General features: G+C 28.9%; 19 protein-coding genes and 1 pseudogene. 7 read left to right on the plus strand and 13 right to left on the minus strand.

All coding sequences use genetic code 11. From position 1 onward, the window contains the following. The 11 genes and pseudogenes from Q1X91_RS07495 to Q1X91_RS07545 form a co-directional block, all read right to left on the minus strand. A pseudogene (locus Q1X91_RS07495) lies at window positions 1–316 on the minus strand (Rpn family recombination-promoting nuclease/putative transposase); the annotation flags it as partial. Window positions 317–632: 316 nt separating this feature from the next. After that, a complete protein-coding gene (locus Q1X91_RS07500; protein ID WP_300755277.1) occupies window positions 633–923 on the minus strand; it encodes a hypothetical protein in 291 nt (96 codons plus the stop codon). Continuing rightward, window positions 923–1,708 carry a hypothetical protein gene (locus Q1X91_RS07505; RefSeq protein ID WP_300755280.1) on the minus strand — a complete coding sequence of 262 codons (786 nt, stop codon included), beginning with the start codon at window positions 1,706–1,708 and terminating at the stop codon, window positions 923–925. Before Q1X91_RS07505 ends, Q1X91_RS07500 begins: the two co-directional genes overlap by 1 nt. Before the next feature lie 12 nt (window positions 1,709–1,720). Then, on the minus strand, window positions 1,721–2,362 hold the full coding sequence (locus tag Q1X91_RS07510; protein WP_300755282.1) for a HEAT repeat domain-containing protein: 642 nt from the start codon (window positions 2,360–2,362) through the stop codon (window positions 1,721–1,723). Between the two features lie 8 nt (window positions 2,363–2,370). Then, window positions 2,371–4,944 (minus strand): alanine--tRNA ligase, encoded by a 2,574-nt coding sequence (alaS, locus tag Q1X91_RS07515; protein WP_300755285.1) that lies wholly within the window; start codon window positions 4,942–4,944, stop codon window positions 2,371–2,373. 212 nt (window positions 4,945–5,156) lie between these two features. After that, on the minus strand, window positions 5,157–6,668 hold the full coding sequence (locus Q1X91_RS07520; RefSeq protein ID WP_300755287.1) for a Do family serine endopeptidase: 1,512 nt from the start codon (window positions 6,666–6,668) through the stop codon (window positions 5,157–5,159). Window positions 6,669–6,907: 239 nt separating this feature from the next. Further along, window positions 6,908–7,840, minus strand: a complete 933-nt coding sequence (locus tag Q1X91_RS07525; RefSeq protein WP_300755290.1) for a lysophospholipid acyltransferase family protein — start codon at window positions 7,838–7,840, stop codon at window positions 6,908–6,910. Between the two features lie 3 nt (window positions 7,841–7,843). Then, complete coding sequence (locus Q1X91_RS07530) at window positions 7,844–9,844, minus strand: hypothetical protein (protein ID WP_300755293.1); 2,001 nt, start codon at window positions 9,842–9,844, stop codon at window positions 7,844–7,846. 42 nt (window positions 9,845–9,886) lie between these two features. Beyond that, window positions 9,887–10,663 carry an SDR family NAD(P)-dependent oxidoreductase gene (locus tag Q1X91_RS07535; protein WP_300755296.1) on the minus strand — a complete coding sequence of 259 codons (777 nt, stop codon included), beginning with the start codon at window positions 10,661–10,663 and terminating at the stop codon, window positions 9,887–9,889. A gap of 200 nt (window positions 10,664–10,863) precedes the next feature. Next, window positions 10,864–11,364 (minus strand): hypothetical protein, encoded by a 501-nt coding sequence (locus Q1X91_RS07540; RefSeq protein WP_300755298.1) that lies wholly within the window; start codon window positions 11,362–11,364, stop codon window positions 10,864–10,866. A 155-nt stretch (window positions 11,365–11,519) separates the two neighbouring features. Next, a complete protein-coding gene (locus Q1X91_RS07545) occupies window positions 11,520–12,014 on the minus strand; it encodes a hypothetical protein (RefSeq protein ID WP_300755301.1) in 495 nt (164 codons plus the stop codon). Window positions 12,015–12,167: 153 nt separating this feature from the next. Between Q1X91_RS07545 and Q1X91_RS07550 the strand changes: the two genes are divergently transcribed. Next, window positions 12,168–13,643: a M17 family metallopeptidase gene (locus tag Q1X91_RS07550; RefSeq protein WP_300755304.1), complete on the plus strand. Its 1,476-nt coding sequence runs from the start codon at window positions 12,168–12,170 to the stop codon at window positions 13,641–13,643. A 114-nt stretch (window positions 13,644–13,757) separates the two neighbouring features. Here Q1X91_RS07550 and Q1X91_RS07555 read toward each other — a convergent pair whose 3' ends face one another. Then, window positions 13,758–14,360, minus strand: coding sequence for a sugar O-acetyltransferase (locus tag Q1X91_RS07555; RefSeq protein WP_300755306.1), 603 nt, complete (start codon window positions 14,358–14,360; stop codon window positions 13,758–13,760). A 306-nt stretch (window positions 14,361–14,666) separates the two neighbouring features. On the opposite strand from Q1X91_RS07555, the gene Q1X91_RS07560 reads away from it, so the two are divergent. From Q1X91_RS07560 to Q1X91_RS07580, 5 genes are all read left to right on the plus strand, one after another. Beyond that, the gene (locus tag Q1X91_RS07560) at window positions 14,667–14,936 is read left to right on the plus strand and encodes an NAD(P)H-dependent oxidoreductase subunit E (RefSeq protein ID WP_013113645.1); all 270 of its coding nucleotides are present in this window, start codon (window positions 14,667–14,669) and stop codon (window positions 14,934–14,936) included. Continuing rightward, window positions 14,933–16,096 carry an NADH-ubiquinone oxidoreductase-F iron-sulfur binding region domain-containing protein gene (locus Q1X91_RS07565; protein WP_300755310.1) on the plus strand — a complete coding sequence of 388 codons (1,164 nt, stop codon included), beginning with the start codon at window positions 14,933–14,935 and terminating at the stop codon, window positions 16,094–16,096. Before Q1X91_RS07560 ends, Q1X91_RS07565 begins: the two co-directional genes overlap by 4 nt. Window positions 16,097–16,121: 25 nt before the next feature. Further along, entirely contained in the window at window positions 16,122–17,489 is a 1,368-nt protein-coding gene (locus Q1X91_RS07570) for a 2Fe-2S iron-sulfur cluster-binding protein (protein ID WP_300755312.1), read from the plus strand. Between the two features lie 71 nt (window positions 17,490–17,560). Further along, the gene (locus Q1X91_RS07575; protein ID WP_300755314.1) at window positions 17,561–19,114 is read left to right on the plus strand and encodes an FAD-dependent oxidoreductase; all 1,554 of its coding nucleotides are present in this window, start codon (window positions 17,561–17,563) and stop codon (window positions 19,112–19,114) included. A gap of 77 nt (window positions 19,115–19,191) precedes the next feature. After that, window positions 19,192–20,112, plus strand: coding sequence for an Rpn family recombination-promoting nuclease/putative transposase (locus Q1X91_RS07580; protein ID WP_300755317.1), 921 nt, complete (start codon window positions 19,192–19,194; stop codon window positions 20,110–20,112). A 157-nt stretch (window positions 20,113–20,269) separates the two neighbouring features. Here Q1X91_RS07580 and hisH read toward each other — a convergent pair whose 3' ends face one another. Next, window positions 20,270–20,893, minus strand: a complete 624-nt coding sequence (gene hisH, locus Q1X91_RS07585; protein ID WP_300755320.1) for an imidazole glycerol phosphate synthase subunit HisH — start codon at window positions 20,891–20,893, stop codon at window positions 20,270–20,272. Window positions 20,894–21,359: 466 nt separating this feature from the next. Between hisH and Q1X91_RS07590 the strand changes: the two genes are divergently transcribed. Then, complete coding sequence (locus Q1X91_RS07590; RefSeq protein WP_300755322.1) at window positions 21,360–22,103, plus strand: hypothetical protein; 744 nt, start codon at window positions 21,360–21,362, stop codon at window positions 22,101–22,103. The last annotated feature ends 70 nt before the right edge of the window (window positions 22,104–22,173 follow it).

Consider the following 22,173-nt stretch of genomic DNA (forward strand, 5'->3'; position numbering starts at 1 on the left):
TTCTTCTACTTCGCTTACTATATTCTTAGATATATAATAGTATATTCTTCTCAAAAAGTCTATATTACCTGATAATTGTATTTCTATAATTACTTTTCTGTTGTCATTTGTGATAGCTTTTACATCAAGTACGGATTCTTTTAAGTTAATATTTTCTGGTAAGTTATGAGGATTGATTATTTGTAAGTTGTGTACTGTTTCAAAGCCTAAGTCTTCAAGCACGGCGTTTACTATATTTTTCTAGTATATCCTCATTTCCTACAGATCCTAAAAGATAGCGTACAAAATAATCGTTCATTCTGTTTATGTTACGCATTTATATTATACTCCCAAATTTTTACAAGTAAATAATATAGTTAAACAAATTTTTTTATCAAAATAAGCCAATAAAAGTGATTTTTTTATAAAAGATAAACTATGCTTATAATATATTCCAAATAATCCTAAAATAAATAATTTTTTAATAGTGAGTAATTTTTTATTTATGCTTAAACAAAATAATAATTGCAAAGAAATATTTAAGTTTAAAATATAATTAATTAAAATACCAATATTTGAAGATTCAAATTTTGAGGGATAAAATATAATGTAAAAAACTAAAAAAGAGCTGATAAAAAGCTAACTTTTATTTTTTATATTAAATCACATATTGAGTTTATAATATTAACTTTCTTTCTCTCTCTTTCGCTTAAAGGAGCATATTTTGATTTATACATCAAATCATTTGCAAGAACTATAAACTGATCTTTAAGCATTTCTGCCGCTTCTTTAGGTGTTTTACCAGAAGCTCTTATCGCCAAATCATCATTATTAATAACATAATGATCATCTGCTATTTTCGTAATATATCCTTTTAATGGTTTTTTAAAATGAAAATCATCTACATCGCTGAAATTTAATTCTATTTTTTGTCTTTGTGCCATTAATATACACCTGCCTTTTTTGCATAGTCTTCATTGGTTAAACTAAAAGTTTTTTGTGTGAATATTATATCATTAGTATTAAATGCATAAGGAACTCTTCCTTTAAGACCATTAACACCATTTGATACAGCTTGGTCTATAACAATATAAAGCTCTTCTGCATGAAGTTTCTGATACTTCATAACATCGGCAATAACTATTTCATAAGCAGTCTGCCTAGTAGGAGCACCAGTATCCCCTATAATATGATAAGAAGAACCATTTAAAGTGTCTATCCACAAATAATCGCCTGTAATATCATAAATCTCAAAATCTATACTAACCTTCTGCGACCAAAAAGACATAGCAGAGTTTGCATACATTACCCCGTCAGCTTTACCAGCAAGTAAGGATAATGTTTCTTCGCTTAATCTGTTTGTAGCAAGAGTACCAGTTGCTGCCACATAATCAGCTCCTAATATAGAATGATTAGGCAATTTGGCAAACTCTTCATCTCCTATTGCTTCCTGCAAGGTTATAAGTTTAACCATTTCATTTTGAGAATTAAAATTACTTATAAAACTATTTAATACAAAATCTGTATATATTTCTGTGTTTAAATATTTTAATTTATCCAAGTATTGATTGGTCATACTTTTTGGAAAAGTAAAAGAAGCTACCGCTATGGTTCTATTTTTTTCTATAATATCATCGACTCTTACATAAGAATATTTTGAAGCACATGATATGCTAATAAATAAAGATATTATTATAAATACAAACAATTTAATACTTCTTTTCAACATTAATAATATACCCTATTCTTCAATTTCTATAGTATTAGCTTTTCTATTTTCTCTATACGCTATTACCTGTTTAATAATAGATCTTACAGCAAAATCACCATCACTTGAAGCAAGCAAATTTAAAGATCTGTCAACTCTGCCGTCATCATAATCTTTCAAAGCCTCAACAGCAGCCATTCTTACCCACTTATTTTTACTTGATAAACTTTCAAGTATAGAGTTTAAAAGCTCTTTAGCATTCATTCTGCCTGCAACTTTTAATCCCTCTATCTGCACCTGCAAATCAGTATCTGAAATAGCCCTTTTTACCCTATCAATAGCTTCAGGATTATTCGCCTCAAGCCTTCCAAGCCCCAAAACAGCCAAACATCTCACATTAAAATCAGGGTCTTCAACACTGGCACGCAAAAAATCACTGTATGCTATATCTGCTTCTATCTTTCCTAAAAGCCAAACAGCCTCAGCACGTACTTCCCTGCCGCCATTTTGAGCTGCATTTAACACTTCTAATATAACCTCTTCATCATTTGGGTCTTTTGCCAATTTTTTTTCGGCTTTATGTACATCTTCGAGTCTTCTTAAAGTAACATCTTTTTCAGAACAAGATATCAAAATAAAAAAAGCATATATAAAAAGTATTGTAATTTTCTTCATATTAAAAGTTATAACCATGTACTCTTTAATTTATTAATTTCTTCTTTTGCCTTATCTATATTTTCTATAGAGCCCTGAGCAAAAGCATCTTTTCCGCCGCCTCTTCCGCCTGCAGTTTTAATAATATCTTTTATAATATTATTTGCTGATAATTTCTTTTCTTTTACAGCACTTCCTGTAAGCTGAACAAGTATAGAGTTTGAAGAGTCAGTTTTGCTTATCATAATGGCAATACTGTCTTTTACCCTCTCTTTTATAGTATCAGCATAAAGCCTTACTTCTTTTATATCTTCATTAAACTCTAAATTGTAGAATCTAATACCGCCTAAATCTTCATAATTATCCATAAATGAAGTAACTGAAGCCCCTGAAGTCTTTAACTGCTTAATATCTTTCTGCAGTTTTTTTACTTCATTTTGAAGGTTTTCAGCTCTTATAGTAATCTCTTCTATTTTTGAAGCATTAAGTATATGTGCCAAGTTTTTTACTTTGCTAAAGAGTTTTGTAGCCTCATTAGCAGCTTTTAAACCAGTAATAGCCTCTATACGTCTTACACCGCTTGCAGCAGAACCTTCACTTACTATATGGAAATAACCAACTTCCGATGTATTTGTCAAATGACTTCCTCCGCAAAGCTCTACTGAAAATCCGTCTCCTATATCAAGTATTCTAACAGTGTCTGGATATTTCTCACCAAATAATGCCTTAGCTCCAGATGATATAGCCTCTTCTTTAGACATGTATTTAATTACAGCAGGCATTGATTTGAAAACCACTTCATTCACTTTATTTTCTATATTAAGCAAAGTTTCTTCGGATATAGAATCAGGGTGAGTAAAGTCAAATCTCAAATAGTCTTCGCATACATAGCTTCCAGCCTGATTTACATGATTCCCAAGCGTAAGCTCTAAAACTCTTTGAAGTATATGCGTAGCTGTATGATTTTTTCTTATAGCCATTCTTCTATCTGCATTAACAAATAATGTTATCTCTTCGCCTTCTTTAAATGAATGATTATTATTTTCAAGTATATGTATAATGGTGTTTTCTTTTTTCTGAGTATCTGTTACTTTAATAGTTTTCTTATCTGAAGTCTCTATATATCCGTTATCTCCAACCTGTCCTCCCATCTCTCCGTAAAAAGGAGAAACATCTGTTACAATAACTGTATTATTATTGTATACAGATATTACTTTAGCTTTTACACCGTTTATTAAATTGTTTAAATCTTCACCAACATATTTTGTATCAAAGTTTGATATATATCCGAATTTTGACTTTTTATCTTCTCCAGTTCCTCTGCTTCTTTTTTTCTGCTCTTCCATAGCCTCTTCAAATCCAGCCCTATCAACTGTAAAGCCATGATCATTAGCCTCTTCTTCTGTTATATCAAAAGGAAGTCCGTAAGTATCAAAAAGCATAAAAGCATCAGCACCTTTTATCACTTTAGTATCTTTATTATCTTCCATTACGCTGTAAAGTTTGTTCATACCAGCAGATATTGTATTTAAAAACTTATTCTCTTCATCTTTTAATATTCTTTTTATATTCTCTTCTTCTTTAGGAAGATAATCATATATATCTTTATAAACATCTATAACAGCACCAGTAAGCTCATTTAAGAAAGCCCCTTTATGACCAAAATCGCTTGAAGTTTTCAAAGCTCTTCTTAAAAGCCTTCTTAAAACATATCCTCTTCCCTCATTTGAAGGTACGCATCCTTCTGCCAAAACAAATACCAATGCTCTTAAATGATCTGCTATTAAATTTATTTTTGTTTTATTTTTATCTTCATATTTAACATTAAGTTTTTTTATAATAGCATCAACTATAGGCTTCATAACATCAGTCTGATAATTACTTTCAACACCCTGCATAATATAGCAAAGTCTTTCAAGTCCCATTCCAGTATCTATACCTACATTCTGAAGCGGAGATAAATTGCCGTCAGTATCCTGAAAAAACTCATTAAATACTAAGTTCCAAAACTCCAAATATCTCTCACAGTCGCAGCCTACAAAACAGTCTGGCTTACCGCAGCCCTTTTCTTCTCCCATATCAATATAAAGCTCACTGCAAGGTCCGCAAGCTCCAGAATCTCCAGCAGGTCCCCAGAAATTATCTTTTTTTCCTAGTCTTACTATCTTTTCTTTTGGTATTCCTATATGCTCATTCCAAATCTTAAAAGCATCATCATCTTTCTCATAAATAGAAACGTATATTCTCTCAATAGGAAGTTTTATTACCTGAGTAGAAAACTCCCAAGCAAATTCAATAGCCTCTTTCTTAAAATAATCTCCCATAAAGCAGAAATTACCAAACATCTCAAAAAATGTATGATGTCTTGCAGTCTTTCCTATATTCTCCAAATCTGAAAGTCTAAAACATTTTTGTATGGTAGCTACTCTTGAATAAGGAGCTTTTTTTATTCCTGCATAATATGGTTTGAACTGAAGCATACCCGCTGTTGTGAAAAGAAGTGTCGGATCATCTATTGGTATAAGTGATGATGATTTTTCTATTACATGTTTTTTGCTTTTAAAAAACTCCTTGAATTTTTCTCTCAATTCTAAATGTGTCATCTTCAGCTCCTGTTTTTAAGAAGATTATTTTTTTATATATAAAACTCTATATTTATTATTTAACAAATTAATAGTTTATTAATAATATATTAAATTAGTTATAATGCAAGTAAAAAGATAAAAATAGTTAACATAATTTATTAACTAATAATTAAAAAGAGCTTCACAAAATCTCTTGCAAAGCTCCTTTATATTCTATTAATATTTAAGCACTATTCTATTATTATAACATAAGTCATTCTTGCACGTTTTATAGTAATAGTAAATGACTTATCATTTCCGTAAGATTCAACGAATTTATCATAATCATCTGTACTTGAGATAGTGATACCATTAATAGCTTTAATAACGTCTCCAGGTCTAAGTCCAGCCTGATATGCTTTAGAGTTCTGAGTCATATTAAGAACTACAACCCCTCTTTCATTGCTTCTTATCTGAAGTCTTTGAGATATTTCCGGAGTAATATTTGAAACATCTAAGCCCATCCAAGAACGAGTACTTCCCTGAGAGTTATTTTGAGACTGTCTGCTAGGAACAACATTCTCATCTTCAACTCTTGCTTCTATCACTATTTTAGTACTTCTTTCTCTTCCGTTTCTCAAATATTTAACTGTAACTTCTTTACCTACTTTTGTAGTAGCTACTTTATTAAATAAATCTCCAGATCTTGTCATTTTCTCGCCGTCAAACTCTATAATAATATCGCCGTCCTGCAAACCGCCTTTAGAAGCAGGAGAATCTGGTATAACTTCGCTTACATAAACTCCGCTGTTTTGTTTAACATTAAGACCTCTTGATAAATTTTCATCAATATCCTGCAAGTATATACCTAAATATCCTCTTGTAACTCTTCCGTTTTCTTTCAAATCCGTCATAACAGAAGTAGCCAAATTAATAGGAGTAGCAAAGCCTATTCCTATACTTCCGCCTGAAGTAGAATATATTAATGTGTTTATACCTATTACCTGACCATGAATATTAAATAAAGGTCCTCCGGAATTACCAGGGTTTATAGCAACGTCTGTTTGTATATATCTCTGATATTTATTAGCTCCGACATCGCTTCTTCCTTTAGCACTTACAATACCGAAAGTAACAGTATTATTAAGTCCGTAAGGGTTTCCTATGGCAATGGCAAACTCACCTGGTTCTATAGCATCGCTGTCTCCCAAAGCAACATAAGGGAAAACTCTGTCGTTGCCTTCTATTTTTAATAAAGCCAAATCATAAGCCTCATCATATCCTATTAACTGAGCAGGCAATTCCCCATCTTTTCCGTAAAGAGTTATCATTATTTTTGTAGCACCTTTAACAACATGGTAATTTGAAAGTACATAACCATCTTCATTAATAATAAAGCCGCTTCCTAATGATTTTTGACTTCTTCTTTGTCTAGGAACTTGATCTCCAAAGAAAAATCTGAAAAACTCATCAGCATATCTGTCTTCTTCAGTCTGACCAGCCTCAATTTCTGTAGATATATTAACTACAGCAGGCATGTTCTTATCAACAACATCTCTTATAGCTCCCTCAACTTCTAAAGCACCGTCTAATGCCCCAGTAAAAGCAGTTTTTTCAGGTGCTGACTGTGCATGAACTAAAAACTCATCTTTCTTATAGTTTTTCTCATATGAAAATATAAAGAAAGAAATTATTATACCTACCAAAGTGAATGTAAGCCCAAGATTTAAAAAGAACATAAATGAACGTTTTTTTTGCTCCATATATGCATAACCTCCAATTAAAATTGATTTTCTTAAACTAAAGTTATTACTTGCCGTGAACATTATAAAACATAATCTAAAAAAAATAAAACTAAATAAAATTGAATATTATATGAAGATATTACCTCATTAACTAAAAATAAGAATTTTATATATAACTATAATACAAATATTGTTCTGACAATCATAATAGTTTTAGTATATAATATAAACCTAGAGAAAAAAAGCAAAGTAAAAAATTATTTATAATTATTATGTTTATAAAATATTTCAGGCTCTCCATTAGGTCTAGTATTCCATCTAGGATGCACCCAAAGCCAGTTCTCAGGGTATTTAGAAATTATCTCTTCAAGTTTTTTTGTATATCTTTGAGTATTATGCCTAATAGTCTCTTCTTTGGTTTCTTTTTCTTCTATGTACATTATTTCAGACACTACTATTTTGTGATGCCCATATCTGTCTGGAACACTGTATACTATAGCAATAGGACTTCCTGTTTTCATAGCTATAGCAATAGGACCTGTAGCTGTAGCACAAGGATATCCAAAGAAATCAACAAAAATGCCGTCTAAATAATTTTGATCTGATAAAAATGCAACAGGACTATTATCATTTAAAGCATAAAATATGTCCCTTAAATCACCCTTTCTAGGTATGCACTTCATACCTCTTTTTTCTCTCCAAGATTTCATATAAGCATCAAGTTTAGGATTATCTAAAGGTCTTACTATGACACTTGGGTGATAGCCTTTAATAGCAAAATAAAAAGCTATATACTCCCAGTTGCCTATATGCCCAGTAATTGCTATAATACCTCTGTTTTTTTTATGCATTGCCTCATCAAAAATATCCTGCCCTTCTATTTTTATCCTCTTTAATATTTGCTCATCAGACATTCTTGAAGACTTTATAAACTCTGCAAAAGTCATTATCATAGATTTCATAGAACGCTTAGCTATTCTCTTTCTTTCATGAAAACTTTTATTTGGAAAAGCCTGTTTCAAATTAATTAAAGCTATACGCCTAGCACTAGGTACAAAATAATACATAAGAGTACCTACCAATTTTGCAAATAATATAATAACAATATACGGCATAACAGCCATTATTTCCATTAATATTCTTAATGGAATATACTCAAGCATTATAGTTCTTGGTGATTTATAAGCCAAAACTCAAACCTCTTTATCTAATTTATTACTATCTTCATCTTCTTCACTGTTAGCATCAGCAGTATTGTCATCATTATTGGCTTCATTAGAAGTCTCTGAAAATAAATCTTCATCATCTACAGATTCATTAAATCCGTCAGAATTAATTTCTATTTCAGAATTCTCTTCATTTTCTTTAGTTTCTGAATTATCCTGATCGTCAGTACTTTCAGTATAAACATTATTTTCTTCTGTATTATTATCAGAACTTTCTTTTACATTTGTATCTGCTGCTTCAGAAATTTGTTCAGTCATAATAGGTTCATCATCATCATCGCCTTCTATCAATATTCCAGCTCCAGACAATTCCCCTTGCGTAATTAAATAATTAAATCCGGATATAAAATAATAGGCTTCTGTTAATGCCTTCATTACATTATATCCCTGTATTCTTTTTTTGCCCTTTCCTACTTCTGCAGAAAAAGTTAGTATATCATTAGGATTTTCTATTATTCTTTCTCTTTCTTCTTTGTCTAATAATAGTTTATCTAATTTTCTTTTGAAAGGCGTTATTATAGATACAAAAGTATTTCTCAAATTTTTAGCCAAATAAGAACGCTGTCCGTTTTTATCAGAAAGCATAGAAACCCTCTGTTCAAAACGCATAGTTTTATCAGCTTCTACCTTCAATATAGTATTGCAAAGATCGCTGTATTCATTTAACCTTGAATTAGTATCTGATAATGATAGAAATATATTGTTAAAATCATTTTTATAATCTGTTCTAACCTGATTGTCATAGACTAAATTATACCTTACTTTATTTGAAACAAATACGGCAGAATATTCTCTGTCCAAGAAATCGATTAAAACTTTTATTCTGTATATTTTATCTTTTATTGGAACAAAAAAGAAAGGGTCTGCCTCATATTCTATGCCGTTATCCTCTTTTTTGTATGATACACATTTATTTATAAGTTTTACCCCTATAGATTCCACCTTTCCAAGTTTTTCTTCTTCTGTATCCTTTTTCTTTCCGATATTTTCTTTTGCCTGCTCTATTTTTGTTTCCTGAAGTTTTTCTTTATCTTTTCTCAATTTTGTATAATATCCCAAAATATCTTCATCTGTGATATTAAAATATTTATTAAAATCATTAATAGTTTCTAATTTTTCTTTAGCAGCATACTGCAAAAGAGTAAACAATTTAGGATAGTATTTTGTATATATCAAATCAACAGCCCTTTTAAAAGCTGATATTCTTGAATTAACTATTCCTTTGCTTATATTGTCAACAATAGCATAAGCAAGCATAGCTTTTTCACCTGCTACCTTAATCCTTGAAGAATATGCATGAAGTACATATAAAGGTCTGAACATTGCTTTTATCTCTTTAACATAGCTTTCAGCCATTACATTGGTATTAAGCTCTTTGTAAGGTCTTAAAAAATCTTTATATGTTTTTTCATTGTATTGATCTTTTATTCTCTCCAAAAGCTCCAAGTCCTCAAGGTCTTTAGCAAATTGAGATATTATTTTCTGATGTTTAGCCTTAGCATCTATATTTGATGCTTCTGTAGGATTTAGGGCATTAAAAATAAGAGTATCCATCTCCAAAAATGCGGCTATGATATTTTTATCTATAAAGTTTAAAAATTTCGGATTAACATTGCCTCCCATAAAAGTTATAACACCAGCACTCACAGCATCAAACCACAATTTTAACCCAAAAAAAACTCCATTTCTTTTCTGTTTTTCAGCAGCTGCAGAAGAACTGCCTGCACTTGAACCTTTGGAATCAGAAGATTTTCCTCCGCTATTATTATAACTACCTTTAGAATTACCGCCTACTAAAGTATTAGCATTTTTCTTTGATGAGCTTCCAACAATTACTGAAGATGTACGCTTTTTATCAGATACAACTTCACCGCCAGCGTCCACAAATTTATTAAACAAATCCTTTCTTGCATCTTTATTAAGTTCATCTAACTTTAATCTATCTCTAGTATTATCTATATCACCCATAGAAAAATAACTCCCTTATTAAAAAGTAAAATAAAAAATAAATTATTTATTATCTCTATGTATTATTGTAGCACTGCCTTGATTTTCTGCCATAATAGTCATGCTTGATATTTGTACATGCCTTTTACGAGTTAATACATACTCTATATTATCGGCTATATCTTCAGCATATAAAGGAATAAATCCTTTGTAAACATTATCTGCTTTTTCTTTATCGCCTTTAAATCTTACTGTAGAAAACTCTGTATTAACTGCACCAGGTTTAATGTTTGTTACTTTAACAGGTTTATCTATTAATTCTACCCTTATGCTGTCTCCAAACATCTCTACAAACGATTTTGTAGCACAGTATATAGCTCCTCCGCTATAGGCTTCATCTGCAGCAGTAGAAGATAAATTTACTATATGTCCGTATTTACTTTTTAATATATAAGGCATTAAAAGTCTTGTTAATACTATTAAACCCTCACAATTTACCCTTACCATCTGTAAAGCATCTTCCAAACTATTATTATAATACAAATCCTTGCCTAAAGCCAAACCAGCATTATTTATAAGTATATCTATATTTTTATTTTCAATACTGTCAATAGCCTTTACAATATCTTCGGTTTTAGAGAAGTCTAACTTTATAATATTTATTTTTACATCATATTCTTTTTCAAGCTGATTTTTCAAAGTTTCAAGTCTTTCTATTCTTCTGGCTGCAAGTATAAGATTAACCCCATTAGAAGCAAGCATTCTAGCCACAGCTTCCCCAATACCAGCACTTGCTCCAGAAACAAATGCCAATCTTCCGCTTATATCTTCTCTATACATTAAACAACTCCTAATATTTATAATTTTTTTATATAAATAAAAATAAGATTTATTATATATTTTGAATAGTATATTGCAATAGCATAAAAAAATATTTTTTACTGTATTATTTCATTATCACTTTATAAATCATTACTTTATAAAATAAAAAGAGAGCTATTTTTATATAGCCCTCTTAATTTTTACACAAAAAATTATTTTTACTCGTATGTTCTAACCATTCCAGCCACGTCCTGAGCTGTATACTGCATACCAACTTCATTAAGGTATTTTGTAACTAAAGCGTCCATTTGGCTTTTTAGTCCTTTAGAATACAATTCCATTACAACAGTACAATTTTGCTGAGAATCCCATTTAGTTTCTATAACAGAAGCTCCTCTTATTCTTCCAGCTACTCTCTCCTGTATAACATATTCATCTATCATACCTTTTTCTGTGGAACTTAATGATTCTATATAAGAACCTACTATTTTAGATACTATTTTATTTTTGCCGTCTAATTCTGCTGCCTGTTTTGAAGTAAGCTCTCTTCTGAACTTATCGGTAGCATCTATATCATCAGCAGGCACACCCATACCCATTACTCTGAATGTATCATCATCGATCCAGCCTTCGGGTCTGTTTATGCTTACTCCAGTTCTATTACAGGAAGATGCAAATAAAGCAGACAAAATTGTAAGAATAATCAATATTTTTCTCATAAATTACCTCCTTAATATGAAAAATATTTTTCTGCTATATTATTAATATAACAAAATATATACGTTTTTAGTTATCGATTAATAATAAATTTTTTTAATTAATTTTTCAAAAATCATCAAAAAAATCTTATAAAACGATATATAAATACAGTCAATTATTTATAAGTTCTAACCATTCCGGCCACGTCCTGAGCCGTATACTGCATGCCAACTTCATTAAGATACTGTGAAACTAAAGAATCCATCTGACTTTTTAATCCTTTAGAATACAATTCCATTACAACTGTACAATTTTGTTTTGAATCCCATTTACTCTCTACAACAGAAAGTCCTCTTACTCTTCCAGCAACTCTTTCTTGTATAACATATTCATCTATCATACCTTTTTCTGTGGAACTCAATGATTCTATATAAGAGCCTACTATTTTAGCTACTACTTTATTTTTGCCGTCTAGTTCAGCAGCCTGTTTAGCTTCTACCTCTCTTCTGAATTTATCTGTTTCACCATCAGAAGGAATTCCCATACCCATAACCCTGAAAGTATTATCATTAATCCAGCCTTCAGGACTGCTTTTACTTACTCCAGTACCGCATGAAAGTATAGAAATCAGCAATACAGAACAAAATAAACCTATTAATATTTTTTTCATTATGAAACCTCCAATAAATCATTGTTATTTATTCTATATTTTTTATAAAAAAAATCAATACAATATTTTTCTTCCCTAGTATAATTGACATAAAATAAACATTATATATAATTATTACTTGAACGCTACTTAATAAAATCAAGGATCCGACAAATGAAACTCAAACATACAATTAATTTTATAAAAAAACATACTGTGGCGATTTTTGTAAAAGTCGAAAAAGAAGAGCCCAAAGTATGCACATTTAATGAAGAGTATATAAAGTTATTTAACAGCCTAGTAAAAGACAAATATTACAGCACTTCTACTCCTTTCGCATTTGCTTTTGCAAGTAATACTAGAGTTATTTTTATTACATATAAGGAAGTAAAAAATTATATGTATGAAACTTGGAAAAATGCAGGTTCTTCTCTTATAAAAATTATGAAAGATTTGCATATTGATGATATAGAAGTAGATATGGCAGAATTATTTTCTGAAATAGCTTCAGAAGAATCATATATACAGTTCTGTTTGGGAATAATGCTTGCTTCTTACAGTTTTGATACATATTTGGGAGATAAAAGACTAAAAGAACAGCCTTCTATAAAAAACATACTTCTAGTTTCTGAACACAAAAAAGATACAGAAAATGCAATATCAAAAGCAACTCAAATAGCAAATAATATATTCTGGGCAAGAGATATTATTAATGAACCTAGTAATGTTATCAATTCCCTAACATTTACAGACAGAGCCAAAAAACAGGCCGAAATGAGAAAAATAACTACTACAGTACTAACAGAAAAAGAATTAAAATCATTAAATATGAACGGAATACTCGGAGTTAATGCAGGAAGTAAAAATCCTCCTAGAGTATTTATTGCTCAGTACAAAAAAGCAAAAGCTAAAAAACATATATTATTAGTAGGAAAAGGAATAACATTTGATACTGGCGGAATGTCATTAAAACCAGCTGACAGTATGCTTGGAATGAAAGATGATATGTCAGGTGCTGCTGCTGTTTGCGGAGCTTTATTTTTGATATCAGATATGAACTTAGATGCTAATGTTACAGTTATATGTCCTTTAACAGATAATAAAACAGGAAGCGGAGCAATTAACCCAGGCGATATATTAAAAATGTATAACGGTGTTACAGTAGAAGTTGTTAATACAGATGCTGAAGGAAGATTAATACTTGCCGATGCTTTAGCTTACGGAATAAAAAAATATAATCCGGACTTTGTAATAGATATTGCTACTTTAACAGGTGCATGTTCTATAGCTTTGGGAAAAAATGCTACTGGATTAATGTCTAATGACAGGGCTTTAGCTTCTGCTCTTAAAGATGCAGGCGATGATACTTATGAAAGAGTATGGGAACTTCCTATGTTTGAAGAATATAAAGAACAAATAAAATCTGATATAGCAGATATAAAAAACACAGGCGGAAGATATGCAGGTACTATAACAGCAGCTCAATTCCTATCATATTTTACAGAAGGAGCTAAATGGGCTCATTTGGATATAGCATGCACTTCTATAAGTGATAATAATTCAAAATATCTTTCAAAAGGTGCTACTGGAATTGGTGTTTATCTTTTAGCTAAAACTGTAGAAAAACTCACAGATATAGAGAGATTTTAAATTTTATATTTAAGTAAATATAAAATTTATTTAATGTTTTTAAGTTTAATATAATTAATAATCATAGTATAATAAGTAATTATGCTATGATTATTTTTTATATTATGATTAATGTTATATATTTTTCTTATCGCTCCAATTTAAGCTCTTTTTTCTATCATCATCAGTTATTTCTCTAATCACCTTGCATGGATTTCCAAAGGCAAGCACATTATCAGGTATATCTTTTACAACAACGCTTCCAGCACCTATTACTACACCGCTTCCTATTTTTACGCCTGCAACAACAACAGTATTGGCACCAATCCATACATTGTCTCCAACAGTTATAGGATAAGCATACTCTATATAACTATTTCTTCTCTCTATATCCAAAGGGTGTCCTGCTGTATAAAAACCGCAGTTTGGAGCTATGAAAACATTATCTCCGAATTTCACTTTTGCACAGTCAAGAATTACGCAATTATAATTAACATAAAAATTGTTTCCAGCTTCTATATTAAATCCATAGTCGCAGTAAAAAGGTCCTGTAATAAAAAAGTCATTTCCTATTTTTGAGAATAACTTTCTTATAATATCTTCTTTTTCTTTTAGCTGATTAGATTTTAACATGTTATAGTCAATACATAAATCTTTAGCCTTATCCCTCATCAAAGCCAAATCTCTATTAGAACTATGGTACTCCATTCCATTAATCATTTTTTCTAGTTCACTCATTTTTAATACTCCTATAATTAGTATGCAAATTATAAAATAAATACCAAAAATAAAAAGCTCTTTTTGAAGTTTAAACTTGAAATTATTTACATAACATGTTATAATGAATGTTCAAATTAGATAAAAATGGGAGTGTATATGCCTTCAGGAAGAAAAAGACTTCGTCAAAAGATGGCTACGCATAAACGTAAAAAACGTTTACGCAAAAATAGGCATAAAAAGAAATAATATAAATTAACATTATACATATTAATGTTTTTTTCATCTCTTATGAATGCAAAAGTTATTTAATGGGATAATATAAGTATGGCATCTGATATTAAAACAGTCATAGAGGTTTGTGTCGGGCTTCACTGCTCTATGAAAGGCTCTTATGCCCTTTTAGAAGCTATACGTTCGCATTATGACTTGCAAATAGGCGTACCGTCTTCAGATGGTATGCTCCTCAAAGAGATGGAGTGTATGCATAATTGCCATAATGCCGTGCCAGTCCTCATCAACGGTACGGAATGTACAAAATCGTCTTTTAAAAGTGTTGTTAAATATATAGAAGCTATACATCTAAGAAAAAGATGAAAAAATTTGTACTGCATAGTGAATATAATATTATTAATATCCAATCATATAAGGATCATTTCGGAGATTACTTAATTACCAAACCTTTAGAAGAAAGTTTTATGAATAATCTCGAAAACTTCTCTGTTATGTCGAGAGATGCTTTTCAAAATTCACTATATAAAATCCTCATAGACAAAAACATTAAAGAAGACTCTATAATTGTAAATGCAGCATCCTTTGATTATTTGGTATTCAAAGACAGATTCTTAATAAAAAATAATCCTCATCTCATCTTAGACGGAGCATTATATTTAGCCAAAATTCTTAACATTAAAATAATTAATATAATACTTAAAGATTACTACAGCGAAGAAAAAAATATTTTAATAAAAGCCATAGCAGAAGCCGAAGATGCAGGATTTGCTTATGACATAAAAATTAATATATACGATGAACAAACATACTACATAGAAAATCATGACAGAATAACTCCTCTCTCTTTTGAAAATAAAAAATATATATTTGATTTGGAAACCATAACTCAAATTACATACTTAGCACATATAGGAGAGTTCAGTTTTAAAAATTATGGTGCTCATGAAAATAAAGGAACTTATATACTTTCTATGTCTGGAGATATTATAAGTCCTAATATATATGAATTTGAAATGTACACTCCTATCAAAAATATTATAAGAGCAGCAGGCGGTACTATTAAAGACTATAGTATAAAATGCGTATTTACAAACGGTTTTTTAAATCCCCCTATAGACTTTATATCATTTCAAAATATGACATTAGACTATGAATGTTTTAATAGTTTTAATATGAATATTGGAAATGGCGGAATATGCTTTATAAGAGAAGACAGATGTATGGTAAGGGTAATATTAAAAATAGTTCAGTTTGCTAAAAGTGTATCATGCGGAAAATGTATGCCTTGTCATTACGGCTTTGATTTATGCGAATATTATATCAATAAAATGCTTTTGGGTAACTCTGATAATGAGGATTATATAAATCTTAAAGAAACTCTTGAAATGATAAATACTGGAAGCATATGCATGTATATGAAAAAACTTTCATACTGCATACTCTCTTCTATAGATATGTTTAGAGATGAGTTTTTATATTTGATAGAAAATAAGGTTACATTATACAGTTTTATAAAAGATTAAAAAATTTTATGAGGTTTTATTTATAATGATAGTAAAATTTGATTTTGACGGCAAGACAGTATCAGCCCAAAAAGGATATACTATACTTCAGGCTATGTCATATATTAATATAGATATACCTCATTTATGCTCATATAAAATAAATAGTACCAATACATACGAAGAGAAAAACAGCATTTTAATGTGCAGATTATGCCTAGTGAAAGTAAAAAGAAAAAATGAAAACAGCTATTCATTTAAATATGCCTGCAATGAAATAGTAGAAAACGGTATGAGCGTATTAAATGATGATGAAGATATTATCAAATACAGAACATCACTTCTTAAATCTATACTATACATGCATAAACCTATATGCGAAAGCTGTAAAGCAGATTATATATGCCAATTAAAAAAATATTTGGACATTTATAATATTTCAATGCCTGCCTCAGAAAATGCTTCAGATGAAAATGATATCAATATAAAAGAGATAAAAGAAATAATAAAAAAAATAAAACTTCCAAACTTTATAAAAACAAATTATGAAAGATGTATAAACTGCGGAATTTGCAGAGATTATAAGGTTATAGATGGATATAATTCTATGATAACAGATCTATGTCCTACTCATGTATTTGAGCCTCAAAGAAGTATAGATAAAAAACTTGATGAAGATATAAGCGATATAAAAAATATAAATAGTTTCTGTATAGGCTGCAATCATCTTTGCGATGTTAATTACAGCTATGTCGATTACAGTATAAAAGATATATCATCTCCAAAGGGCAAAAAATACGGGCTATGCGACTATGGGAGAAAATTGGATTACTATTCCAACAATATACTTGAAAATCCTTTTTATAATGGTATGGCTTATGAGTTTGATAAGGCTAAAGAATTATATCATAAGTTTATTAATGAACTTGATATTGATTCTTCAGCTGCTTTGATTTCAACTATGTACCCTCTTGAAGATATTAAAGCATTTGATGACTTTATATATTCTTTAGGTATAAAAAATGCTTCTTTTATAAAAAATAAAATGGCTACCAACTCATACAATATCAGAGATAATTACACCAATATTAATAATTATTCTATTAAGGATTTAAAAAAACTAGATAATGACATTAATAAATCTAATAAGTTTATAGTATTAGGCGACGGATTAGATGATAATGATGATAGAATAGATTTTGCAAAGAAAAATAAAGGAAATTATATAGTATTTACTCCTTATTTTTCTGTACTAGCATACAATGCCTATATAGCTTTTCCTATACAATATTTAGGTGAGTTTGAAGGGCATTATATAGATAGTCATGGCAAAACAAAAAAGATGATTTCATTTTTAGAGAAAAATAAAAACAGATTAAGTTTAAGAGATTTATTAAAATATTTGTATTTATAAAGATTTTGTTATATACTATATAATATAGAGTTTTATTATGTTCTTATTAAAGATTAATAGGAGATGTATTTATGGCAAGAACTAGAGCTGAGATACTGCAAAGTAATAAAAGTTATGATATTATCATTATAGGCGGCGGTGTTATAGGTGCTACCATAGCTTTAAAAACTTCAAGAATAGGGCTTTCTACGCTTGTACTTGAAAAGCATGATTTCTCATACGGCTCTTCTTCGCGTACATCAAAAATGCTTACAGGCGGTTTTAATGATATGAAAAGCGGTAATATCATATCAACGATACGTCAGGTAAGAGAAAGAAACAATTTGGTGTATAAAAGTTCTTCTCCATATTTCGGTATTATAAACCCAATATATGAACATAATTCTGCAAGACTTATACGAGAAGAGTTTAAAGCCTCACTATATGATTTATTCTCACTATTTGGAAATACAAAAAGACATGTATCGCATAGCAGAAACTCGGCATTGGAAGCTCTGCCTGATTTAATTAATAATGATGTAATAGCTGCAATAGAATATTATGAGGGCTTATTAGATGATTCAAGATATGTAATAGAACTTCTATTAAAAGCAGAAAGCTATGGTGCTGATATATTAAACTATGCTGAAGTTAAGGCATTTGAATATAATCAAAAAGAAATAAATAGTGTTGTATTTACTGATAATATTCAGAGAAAAGTTTATGAGGCTTCTGCAAAAAATATATTAATTGCCGCTGGTGCTTGGGGACACAAGATAAGTTCTCTTCTTCCTAACAGCAATTTTGAAGGCAGAGTTGATTATGTTAAAGGAACTCATCTTATTATAGACAGCGATTTGATACATATAAATAAATCTGTTGTTCTTCCTAAAATAAAATCAAGACCTAATGTATTTTTAATGCGTTGGAAAAACTCCACTATTATAGGTCCTGCTATTAAAAAATATAATAATAATAATTTGGACTGTATATATGCATCAAGCGATGAAGCTGAATATCTGCTTGATATATATAATACTTATTTCAGTTCAATAGTAAATAAAAATCATATCATAACTACTCAGTCTGGAATGATGCCTTTAAATCCTGCTGATGTGAAAATACATTCTCACCCTCAGTATAAATTATTTTTAGTTGAAGGCGGAAACTTTACTACTTCTTCAAATACTGCTGTTAAAACACTCATAAAAATGTATGGAAAACCTTATAAATGGTTCAGCAGTGAGAAAGTAATAAATAACAAATTCGATAAAAATACAGAATTAGTGATAAATGAAAAAATGTTTAGTTTTCTTATAGATTATTTCGGCTCTGTAAACTTAATAATCAAGTTAAATGAACTTTGTAAAAATGATTCTTCTCTTTTAGTAGAGGTAGGACTTGACTACAGAATAAACAGAGGACTAATAAAATATTTTATAGAAATAGAACATGCTTTGCATTTAGACGATATTATGATGAGAAGATTAAGATTCACATTAACCGAAAATGACTGCGGAACATTAATTGCTGAGCATATAGCTGAAGAAATGGCTAATATACTAAATTGGAGCAAAGAGCATACTGAATGGGAAATAAAAAGATACAGAACAGAAATAAAGCGTGCCAGAGTTTCATTGTTTTAGTGTATTAATAATTAACATGCACCTTCTATTCATTTATAAAACTTTACTTTTATAATCATTTTTTGTATAATAATATTATGAGAGATATTAATGTTTTAAATGACTACTTTATGCGTTATCTGTTTGCTAAAGAAGGACATGAAAATATTTTAAAAAATCTGATTAATTCAGTAAGAGCTGACTATAATCAAGAACCCTTTGAAGATATTAAAGTTCTTAATACTTTTAATCTAAAAGAAACTGTTAATGATAAGCAATCTATTGTTGATGTTAGAGCAGTTACAAAAAGCGGAGAAACCGTATTAGTAGAAATACAAAGAGTAGGAAATCAATCATTCGTATATAGAAGTTTATACTACTGGGCTAAAGGCTACGTTGCTAATTTAAGAAACAATGAAAAATATAATGATTTAAAACAGGTTATAGTTATTAATATTTTGGATTTTAACTTATTAAAAGGCATTAATAAAGAGCATAGCTGTTATGTGATAAAAGAACTAGAAACCAATCATATACTTACAAATCATTTTGAGATGCATTTCCTTGAATTACCTAAATATTTGGAAAATAATTCTAGTCTTAAAGATGAATTAGATGCTTGGTTTTACTTTTTAACACTTAAAGAAAGACAAGGAAAAATGGAGGAAATTATGGAAATATTAGTGAAAAAAAATCCTATAATGAAAGAAGTTTATGATGAATATAATAAATTTGTAAACACCAAAGATTTATTTGATAATTATTCAGAATATGAAAAAAACTATTTTGATATATTAGCCTTAAGTGAAGAGAGAAGATTAGGGATAGAAGAAGGAATTAAAAAAGGTATTAAAGAAGGTATTAAAGAAGGAATTAAAAAAGGTATTAAAGAAGGTATGGAGAAAGGTATAGAACAAGAAAAAATTTCATTGGCAAAAAATATGAAAAAAGAAAATATAGATATTAATATTATAAGCAAAGTTACAGGTTTAAGTATAGAAGAAATAAAAAGCTTGTGAGTTCCTGACATTTGTTAGAATGGTAGGGGCTTATTAACGAACAAGTTTTTTATAAATTATATAAGAAAATTTAAAAATTATAAGATAAAGTTTTAATTTAAATAATTATTTTTTTAATAATATAATGTTTTGTCAAATATTAAATTATACAAATATATTATATCAAGTCTTTAAAACCTCTTAATATATTAAGACCTGTATTTCCGCTTTTCTCTGGGTGAAACTGTATACCATAAACATTGTCATTTTTTACAACAGCTGGTATTCTCACATCATATTCGCTGTCAGCTATTATACTATCATCACAGTATTTGCCGTAATATGAATGCACAAAATATACATACTCCATATCATTAATATATTTAAATATTTTATCATCTTTTTTGATATTAAGATTATTCCAGCCCATATGAGGCACTTTCAAATCTTTGTTTGTTAAATCTTTATCTATAGGACAAATACTGCCTTTAATAAGACCAAGACCATTATATTCACCGTATTCATAACTTTTATCAAAAAACATCTGCATACCCAAACATATGCCTAAAATTAATTTTCCCTTTTTAGCCTCTTCTACTATAGTATGCTTTAATACTCCACCATTCTTTTTTTCAAGCTTATCTATTGCATCTCTGAAAGCTCCTACTCCCGGAAGTATAATGGCATCCGCATTTTTTATTATATTCTCATCATCTGTAAGTTTATTATCTATATCTGTATAATTAAGAGATGACATAAGTGAAAATAAATTACCTACTCCATAATCTATTATAGCTACCATAATATAAATATTATCCTAATTTTTTAAAATATTTTTTATTATACTGAAAATTTTTAAGTTTGTCAATTTTTTATTGTTTTTTAATATCATAAAAATAATCAAAAATTATTGGTAAGAAATAGACTAAATTATATAAATAAGTTATTGAATTTACTATAAGATATAGTATTTCAAATAAGTTATGAAGTCAGCCAAATAATAAATATTTTTTCATTTTAATATCCTATTTTAATTTATTGTTTATGATTAATTTATTATTAAATATATATTTGAAAGTATAAAAATAGAAAATACATTTTATTATTAACTTTATACAATAAAATATATTGTAATTAGTTCATAATAAAAAGCACTTGTTTTAATAGCTAATATTAATTATTGCATTATGCTGTTTTTATAGTAAAATATTTTTCATTGTTTTAAGATTATTGATAATGAAAAAATTAATTAATTTTGGAGATATTAAATGAATATGTGGATTTTATCAGAAGAATACCCTAGAGTACAAACTTTAACTACAATTATAAAAATGTTTCTAAAAGATAATAATTTTTCATCATTTATAGATAATATTAGGGTTATACCTATGCTTGAAAATAATTCATTTAATTTTACATATAAAGTTATAGGTATTAATTGCAATAAAATAAAAAATATATTTATAAAAATAGTCAAAGGTTCTTCAAGTTTTGTAGATTATTTAATATTTTATCAAAATGATGAACCTAAATGTTCTGATAATCCTATATATGCAATAGAAGAAACAAAAACGGATGATAAAGAAAGCCGTAATACATCAATTTATCAGAGAGCAATAAAATTTATATTTATTGATACATACTATAAAAATGTAAAAAAAGTAATGCTTCATCAGAGAAAAAATATTAATAGAAAATTTACAAATACATATATTTTTGGGGTAAAATTATTAAAAACTTTTAATGTATTTTTTACAGACGAAGAAACTAATAAAATAGAACCTTTCTTTAATATTGATAAACTTATAACATTTAAAAATAATATGAGAAAACCTCCAAAAGGTAATACGCCTATAATAATTAACAAAGTAAATAATAATTTATTGACAATATCTGGTATATACCTAAACAACTATATTTTGTCAAAATTAGTTTTTATATTTTTATTATTTTCTGGGACTAGCCCTGCGAAGCACACAGTCGTGCCCGCTCTGCGTTTATTCTACATGTAAAACATAAATTAGTACTATTTAGTATTATTTTTAGATTTGCACTTTCGCGAAGCGTGTCTTTGGCAGCAAC

This window comes from uncultured Brachyspira sp. (genome assembly GCF_949287625.1).
Taxonomy (GTDB): Bacteria; Spirochaetota; Brachyspiria; order Brachyspirales; family Brachyspiraceae; genus Brachyspira.